Source organism: Actinosynnema sp. NPDC023658, from assembly GCF_040639995.1.
Lineage (GTDB): Bacteria > Actinomycetota > Actinomycetes > Mycobacteriales > Pseudonocardiaceae > Actinosynnema.
On the sequence record NZ_JBFAAX010000303.1, the window covers coordinates 1 to 7,019 of the forward strand.

The window sequence follows — 7,019 nt, forward strand, 5'->3', positions numbered from 1 at the left end:
CACGCCCACCAGGCGCTCGCCAGGGTCCGGGGTGGGCACGACGACCGCGAGGCCCTGCATCACGCCACCCGCGCACTGCGCCTGCTCCTCGGCCTCGACGTGCCGCTGTGCCAAGCCCACGCGCACAACGCCGTGGGCTTGTACACCGCCCGACTGGGCGACCACGACACCGCCCGCGGCCACTTCCACACCGCCCTGGCCCTGCACCGACAACACCGCAACCGCACCGGCGAGGCGAACGCCCTCAACAGCCTCGGCTACATCGAGCACAACACCGGCAACCACCACCTGGCCATCCGCCACTACCGGCAGGCCCTCACCCTGCGCCGCGGCGGCGGCAACATCTACGACGCCGCCAGCACCCTCGAACACCTCGGCCGGCCCTACGCCGCCCTCGGCCACCACGACCAAGCCCGCACCGCATGGCAGGAAGCACTGCAGCTGTGCCGGCACCAGGGACGCAACGACGACGCCGAACGCCTGCAACGGCAACTAGACCCGCTACTCCGCCCCGACGACGACCGACCCGCCGAAGCCGCAACGTAGGTCCGGACAACCAACCCCAGGACCTACCCCGGTGACGCCGCAGGTCGGCGGCAGATGTCGACCTGCCCGCTCGGGACCGGTGGCCCTTCGCAGACCGACCGGTGTCGCGAACCGCTACCCGGCGCCGCCTCGAAGCCCGGAACCGGGGACACTCCGCGGAACCCGCCAACAAAGTCCGAACACTGCGCCCCACTGTCGTTCGGACCTGGGTGGCGAACCACAGGTCAACAGCCTCGCTATTCGCCACCTTCACCCGGACGGGACACTGGTGTTCTGTACGAGCGAAGGTGGCGGTGTTCGGGGGTAGCTGGCTGAGGTAGTGGCGGAGTTCGGGATTAGATGGCGGAGCAGTGATCAAGGCACGGGCCGGGGTCAGCAGAATGCGCCGCCGTGTGGAAGCTCGGTTTGGTCCCTGGGGGCGTTCCCGCGACGTCGGGCGGGGAGTTCGAGGTCGCGTTCGCGGACGCGGATGGTGAGCATCGCCTGGAGTGGGGTGATGCGTGGCGGGTGCCGTTCGAGGCGTGTCTGCCGGTGCGCCGGTTCCCCTCCTACAAGGGCCAGCGTCACCACGTGGGGCGCTGGTGGACCGCCACGACGTTCACTGGTCGGGTACGAGTCGTGGTTGGAGCGCGACCGGCTGATCCTGCTGGACTTCGATCCGCAGGTGGTCGGCATCGCCTCGCAACCGCCTGGCTGTTCTGGACCACGCCGGAGGGCAAGGCGCAGTCGCACGCGCCGGACTACTTCGCGCGATTGGCCGACGGGTCCGGCTACCGGCACCCGCGCCACGACCTGCCGGAGGTCGCGGCGGCGCTGCGCGCGGTGTTAGCCGAACCGCCCGGGCTGGTGGACGGGGCGGAGGCGGTGGGTAATCCGATCGCGGTGCAGCCGGTGTTGTTCCACCTGCTCTGGCGATGCGAGTTGGACGTCGAACTGTCGGTGCCGCTGCACCCGGAGGCGGTGGTGAGCCGGTGACGGACGTGTCGCGGCCGGTGCTGCGGGTGGGCGACCGGGTCGTCTTCGACGGCGAGGAGCACGTGGTTGCGGGTTGGCGGGCACGCCGGGGCGGTTGCGCGCGGACTCCGGCGGGACGCAGGTGGTGTTGGCCGGGCACCTGCTGGGCGCGGCGGACCTCGCGGTCCTGGACGCGGACGCGCCAGCGGCGGTGGAGCCGTTCGGGCTGTTGGCGACGTTGCCGTCCGAGGCCGTCGCCGACGTGACACGCTGGCGGGAGCACCTAGTGGAGGTCGAGACCGGCCTGCCGCCGAACCCGGCACCGGGGGCTCCACCGCGGCCGGATTACGACCCGGCCGTCACGACGTTGGTCGAACGGCAACGGGCCAAGGCCGCGGAGCTGGGGGTGGGGTTGCGCACAGTCGAGCGCAAGCGTGGCCGTTACCTGGAGCAGGTGGTTCTCCGCGCAGTCGGCCGTGTCCCGGTGCCAGATGTCGAGTTCCGCAGCGGTGTTCGAGTTGGTGCTGGGGAGGTCGGCTGATGTCGGTTGAGCTGGTGCACGCCCGCGAGCCGATCCCGGCCGGTCGGTCGTCGGTGATGTTGCTCGGGCCCACGGCCGTGGCGGGGACGATCCCGTCGTGGCGGCCACGGGCGGTCGATCTGATCGAGGCCGGGTGGGGCGGGGACGAGTCGTTGGTGGTGCTGACGCCGGAGTCCTGGGGCAGAGTCCGGGCAAGCGGGTATGCCGACCTCCGCGTCGGTTATCGTCAGGGCCTCGTCCTCGTGGCATGAAATCCGGCGTCCGGTCATCGGGGACAACCTCAACACTCCAGTTGGAGCGGACCAGGCACTGTCGGATCCACGGGCCCTAGCCGAACTCGAACAATGCGGACACCGTCCAACCCGGACCGAACGCTGTGGTCGATGCTGTACTCCACAGCCGGGACAACTGGCTCGACCCGTGGCAGGAGCCGCGGGCCGAGCAGCCTGCAGGTCGGAGCGGTCAGCCGGTGTGGCCGACGCTGTCCACCCGCTGGTCCTGTCAGTTGGAGAAGTAGGCCACCAGGTTGGGGCAGGGTGAGTTGCAGAAGACCTCGGCCTTGTAGGACGCGGACACGTTGCTCCGCCAGACGTCGGCGTTGCCGAAGACGAGCTCTTCGACGACCCGCTCGCCGTTGGTGACGTCCGTGATCACGAGCAGCCGGTTCCGCTGCGGACCGCCAGTCGTGGCCAGGTGAAAATGTCGGTCGGTGCTACGCTGATCGCCCGCGTCACGCAGTAGTTGTCGTAGCCGTCGGCGAGTACCCGGCAGCTCGCCGAATCCGCGTACGCGGGGACGGCCGCGATCACCGACACCGCCGACGCGATGATCGCCGCCGTCGTCACAAGCGTGATTGCGAACCGCATGCGCTCCTCCTCAGCGTGGGCTGTCAACGCCCCCGGCCGTGCCGTTTCCGTCGCCGGGCTGCTGGACCAGACCCGGTCGCGCTGTGCGCTCAGCACGGCCGGCCGGATCACTTGGACCCATGCGTGGTGTTCGGCTTTCCGCCTATGCGAGAGGAACACCACGCCTGAGCCATGGCTCAACAGACTATGTAGATCTTGTCGATGTCGTTGGTGTAGAAGTTGCCCTGCGAACCGACCTCGACCCAGCCGTGAAGGTCGAAGTGGTCTCCTGCCTCGACGTTCCACACGTAGACCCAAACCTTGCCGCTGCCGTAGTTTGCGATCGAGGAGATCTTGTCCTGATAGGGCCCTCCCCTGAGGTCGTGCGTGCCGCAACGTGTCGCGGTGAACAGCTTGTCGTGGCCGTCGGTTCCGTCGTAGTAGCAGGAGTACCCGGCCGCGCAGTCCCAGGCCGCCGCCTCCGCGGGAGCAGCGGGCAGGGTCACTGCCAGCAGGCTCACGGCGCCGACGGCCACTGATTTGATCAACTTCATCTCTCTGTCCTTTCGCTGGGTCGGCCCGCCTGAGAAGCGGGGGTCATGCGGATCCCCTCTGCGATTCGCTGCGTACCCCCACGTTCGGATGTCCGTTGCCGACGTGCTCCAGAGTAAGCGGCTGTCTCGGTGAATCTTCCGTGTTTTCAACAATCCACTGCTCAGCGCTGGTATGACCTCATGGGGGATGCGTGGACGACCAGGTGATGACAGCTTCGGGACTCGGCGGATGGAATTCATTCTTCTGGGTGGAATAGCAGCCCTCGTCGATGGCGGCTCGCTCGAGCTCGGACCGGCGCGGCAGCGGTGCGTGCCGGCCGCGCTGGCGGCAGACGCGGGCCGGGTGGTTTCGGTCGATCGGCTGATCGGTCGGGTGTGGCGCGACCAGCCACCGCTGCGGGCCAGGGCGACGTTGCTGAACTACCTGTCGCGCCTGCGGCTGCTACTCGCTGGTGCGGGCGCTGGGGTGGTAAGACGGTCATCAGCCGATCGGCCGGCAAAGCCGACGACGCCCGCCGGCTGGGTGCCCACGATCTGATCGTCTCGGCGGACCAACGCGGGATGGCCGCGGCCCGGGACCGGTTCGACGTCGTCATCGACACCATCGCCGTCCCGCACGACGTCAGCCCTTACCTCGGGCTGGTCGCCCTGGACGGAACTCTCAGCCACGTCGGGCACCTCGGCACGGTCACCGTGCAGGCCACCGATCTGCTGGTAGGGCGGAAGAAGCTCAGCTCCGCCGGCAGCGGTGGCCGTCCCGCGACTGCCGCCGTGCTGGAATTCTGCGCCCGGCACAACGTCACCGCCGACGTCGAACTCCTCCCGTCCGCACGCGTCAACGACGCCCTCGACCGCCTGGAGCGCAACGACGTCCGCTACCGTTTCGTACTGGACATGTCGGACCTGCCGTAGCGGCCACGACGGCCCAACGGATCCATCCACGTCGAGCGTCCTCGATTCGGCAGAAGCGGACGTCCGTCCTCATGCTCGATCAGCGGCACGAGCATGCGTTCACGGCCGCTGCGGTGTTCCAGCAGAACGGACGTCCCTCGGTGATGCGCCCTTCCTCGACGGTGATCGTCTGCAAGATCGGGAAGTCAAGTCCGCAGTCGCTGACCCGGCCGCGTGCGCGCACATGAGTCAGGACGACAAGTGGACTGGTGTGTGTCAGGAAGGCGCCGTACCGCAGCCTGGTGCAGCACGACGTCCGGCGCGAAGAACGGCGCGAGCGGCGTGAAAGTCGCACTCCCAGGGCCGCCTGCGGCGAGACGACGGCATGCTGGGCCTGGTGTCGCTGGCGTCCCTGACGACCTCGGTCTGCATCACCGTTCTGCTGCCGGGCGCGGTCACCGTCTTCGTGTCGCACCGCTTTTCCACGGTCCGGATGGCCGACCTCGTCGTGGTGCTCTCGGAGGGCGCGTGGCCGAGACCGGCAGCCACGCCGAGCTGTTCGGCATCCAGGCGAGGGCGTACGGCCGGGTGGCGCCAGACGGTGCGCACACCTGACCGACCACGCCCGTCCGGTACCGTGCGGTGTCGCGGGTCGGGCCGTGAGGGAAGGGATGGGTCGTGGAGGACATCGTCGCGCTCGTGCGGCCGGAGATCTACGCGATGCGGCCCTACACGTCGGCACGACTTGAGGGCGACCAGTCCGCCCGGATCTACCTCGACGCCAACGAGAACCCCTACCCTCCCTTCCCCGGTGGCCCCGAGCAGGAGGGCCTGAACCGGTACCCGGAACCGCAGCCGGCGTCGCTCCTGCGCCGGTTCTCGGAGCTCTACGAGGTGCCGGTCGAGCAGGTCTTCCTGTCGCGCGGGGCCGACGAGTCCATCGACCTCCTGGTCCGCGCGTTCTGCGAGGCCGGCCGGGACGGCATCCTGATCACACCGCCGACCTTCGTCATGTACGAGACCGCCGCGGAGATCCAGGGCGCCCGGGTGTGCCGCGTGCCGCTCGTGCCGGGATCGTTCCAGTTGGACGTGGACGCAGTGGTGGCCGCGTGCGACGCCGACCGGCGGATCAAGCTCGTCTTCGTCTGCTCGCCCAACAACCCGACGACCAACGTGATGGAGCGGTCGTCCGTGCTGCGGCTCGCGGCCGAGCTGCGGGGCCGGGCGGTGGTGGTCGTGGACGAGCTGTACGTCGACTACTCGGGTCGACCGTCGCTGGCCCGGGAGATCGGGGACCACCCCAACCTCGTCGTCGTCCGCTCGCTGTCGAAGGAGTACAGCCTCGCCGGTGAGCGCTGCGGCATCACGCTGGCCCACCCCGAGGTGATCGGGGTGCTGCGCCGCATCATGCCGCCGTACCCGCTGACCGTCACGGCCATCCGCGCCATCGGCGCCGCGATCTCGCCGGACGGCATCGCCTACGGGCGCCGGAACATCGCCCGCATCGTGGCCGAGCGGGATCGCGTGCGCGCGGCCCTGTCGCGGTTGCCGGTGGTGCGGGACGTTCCCGCCTCGGACGCCAATTTCCTCCTGCTGCGCACGGAGGACCCGCGGGGCCTGTGCGCCGCCATGGCCGCGCAGGGGATCAAACTGCGCGACCGGAGCTCGTCGATCGAGGGTGCGGTCCGGGTGTCGATCGGCACGCCGAGCGAGAACGACGAGCTCCTCCGGGCGTTCGAGCTGTATTCCTCCTCGAATTGACGTGCGCCCACCGCTGTTGACGGCTCTTCGACATCAATCGTAGTGCCGGAATGCGGTGGTGCCGACCGTCGCGTCGGCGTCGCAGATCAACAAAAGCGTTGCCGTGCGGCGCCATTCGTCCATCCGGGCCCACTTGTGAGTTCTGAGCTGTGGGGACGACACCGTCATGACATACTCGCTCGCTGTCCCAGTCGATGAAGTCGGCTTGACGGGTTCACCGTCGAATCACGTTGCCGGCCACTCCGGATGATCCTACCTCCAGCAGTCGGAACTCCGTGATCCGCTTGAGCGGATTCGCTGCCGACGGTCCGGAGTAGTTCCACGTCGGTCGGAGAACCCGCGCGGGACGAGCACGCCCTTGATCGAAGGGAAAGTCGGGAACGAAAACCCACGATTGCTGTCGATCCGAAAGAGGGGAACAGATGAGGAACGCCTTCCGAAGATCCCTCGCCCTGGCCGGGGCGCTCGCCGTGCTACCGCTCATGACGGTCCCCGCGACGGCGGGGACGCCGGGCCCGCTCTCCGCCGAGGCCGTGGCCGCCATGACGCCGGAGCGGCAGGCCGAGGTGCTCGAACCGCTGCGGCTGGCGGCCGATGCGGTGGCCCAGGTGGGGCAAGGCCCCGGGGCGGACATCTACACCCAGGTCGAGATGGCCGCCGACTACCGCTCGGTCAACGTCTACCTGACCGACGTGGGCCGGGGCCGGAGCTTCCTGGCCGCGGTGCACCGGGTCGACCCGAAGGTGGACACCCGGCTGATCAACGTCGTCCAGGGCAAGAAGTCGCGCCGGCAGCTCCGCGCCGAGATCACGGACCTCGTCAGCAGCCCGGACCTGCCGTTCCGGGCGAGCCTGGTCGGCAGCTCGGTCGACGGCGGCGTCATCGAGCTCGCCGTGGACGAGCCGGATGCCGCCCACGCCTACTTCG

General features: G+C 69.1%; 11 protein-coding genes. 8 read left to right on the forward strand and 3 right to left on the reverse strand.

Annotated elements, in window-relative coordinates; translation table 11 throughout:
* From AB0G02_RS24550 to AB0G02_RS24565, 4 genes are all read left to right on the forward strand, one after another.
* The coding region (locus AB0G02_RS24550; RefSeq protein ID WP_360797807.1) for a tetratricopeptide repeat protein at positions 1-546 on the forward strand (546 nt) is incomplete at its 5' end.
* A gap of 618 nt (positions 547-1,164) precedes the next feature.
* Entirely contained in the window at positions 1,165-1,521 is a 357-nt protein-coding gene (locus tag AB0G02_RS24555; RefSeq protein ID WP_360797808.1) for a hypothetical protein, read from the forward strand.
* Positions 1,522-1,594: 73 nt separating this feature from the next.
* On the forward strand, positions 1,595-2,041 hold the full coding sequence (locus tag AB0G02_RS24560; RefSeq protein WP_360797809.1) for a hypothetical protein: 447 nt from the start codon (positions 1,595-1,597) through the stop codon (positions 2,039-2,041).
* A complete protein-coding gene (locus AB0G02_RS24565; RefSeq protein WP_360797810.1) occupies positions 2,041-2,292 on the forward strand; it encodes a hypothetical protein in 252 nt (83 codons plus the stop codon). Before AB0G02_RS24560 ends, AB0G02_RS24565 begins: the two co-directional genes overlap by 1 nt.
* Before the next feature lie 250 nt (positions 2,293-2,542).
* On the opposite strand, the gene AB0G02_RS24570 is transcribed toward AB0G02_RS24565, so the two are convergent.
* The 3 genes from AB0G02_RS24570 to AB0G02_RS24580 are packed head-to-tail and all read right to left on the reverse strand — an operon-like array spanning position 2,543 to position 3,440.
* On the reverse strand, positions 2,543-2,695 hold the full coding sequence (locus AB0G02_RS24570) for a hypothetical protein (protein WP_360797811.1): 153 nt from the start codon (positions 2,693-2,695) through the stop codon (positions 2,543-2,545).
* Positions 2,692-3,069, reverse strand: coding sequence for a hypothetical protein (locus AB0G02_RS24575; RefSeq protein WP_360797812.1), 378 nt, complete (start codon positions 3,067-3,069; stop codon positions 2,692-2,694). The genes AB0G02_RS24570 and AB0G02_RS24575 overlap by 4 nt, the downstream gene beginning before the upstream one ends.
* 14 nt (positions 3,070-3,083) lie before the next feature.
* Entirely contained in the window at positions 3,084-3,440 is a 357-nt protein-coding gene (locus AB0G02_RS24580) for a peptidase inhibitor family I36 protein (protein ID WP_360797813.1), read from the reverse strand.
* Positions 3,441-3,669: 229 nt separating this feature from the next.
* On the opposite strand from AB0G02_RS24580, the gene AB0G02_RS24585 reads away from it, so the two are divergent.
* The 4 genes from AB0G02_RS24585 to AB0G02_RS24600 form a co-directional block, all read left to right on the forward strand.
* Entirely contained in the window at positions 3,670-3,978 is a 309-nt protein-coding gene (locus tag AB0G02_RS24585) for a hypothetical protein (RefSeq protein ID WP_360797817.1), read from the forward strand.
* On the forward strand, positions 3,975-4,352 hold the full coding sequence (locus tag AB0G02_RS24590; RefSeq protein WP_360797816.1) for a hypothetical protein: 378 nt from the start codon (positions 3,975-3,977) through the stop codon (positions 4,350-4,352). Before AB0G02_RS24585 ends, AB0G02_RS24590 begins: the two co-directional genes overlap by 4 nt.
* A 657-nt stretch (positions 4,353-5,009) precedes the next feature.
* The gene (gene hisC, locus AB0G02_RS24595) at positions 5,010-6,092 is read left to right on the forward strand and encodes a histidinol-phosphate transaminase (protein ID WP_360797814.1); all 1,083 of its coding nucleotides are present in this window, start codon (positions 5,010-5,012) and stop codon (positions 6,090-6,092) included.
* 422 nt (positions 6,093-6,514) lie between these two features.
* On the forward strand, positions 6,515-7,019 hold a 505-nt coding region (locus AB0G02_RS24600), incomplete at its 3' end, for a hypothetical protein (protein ID WP_360797815.1).

What these genes read in the sequence shown, in the direction of transcription:
- AB0G02_RS24565 (WP_360797810.1), top strand. Translation starts at nt 2,041, where the DNA reads ATGTCGGTTGAGCTGGTGCACGCCCGCGAGCCGATCCCGGCCGGTCGG.
- AB0G02_RS24580 (WP_360797813.1), bottom strand. Translation starts at nt 3,440, where the DNA reads ATGAAGTTGATCAAATCAGTGGCCGTCGGCGCCGTGAGCCTGCTGGCA.
- AB0G02_RS24585 (WP_360797817.1), top strand. Translation starts at nt 3,670, where the DNA reads ATGGAATTCATTCTTCTGGGTGGAATAGCAGCCCTCGTCGATGGCGGC.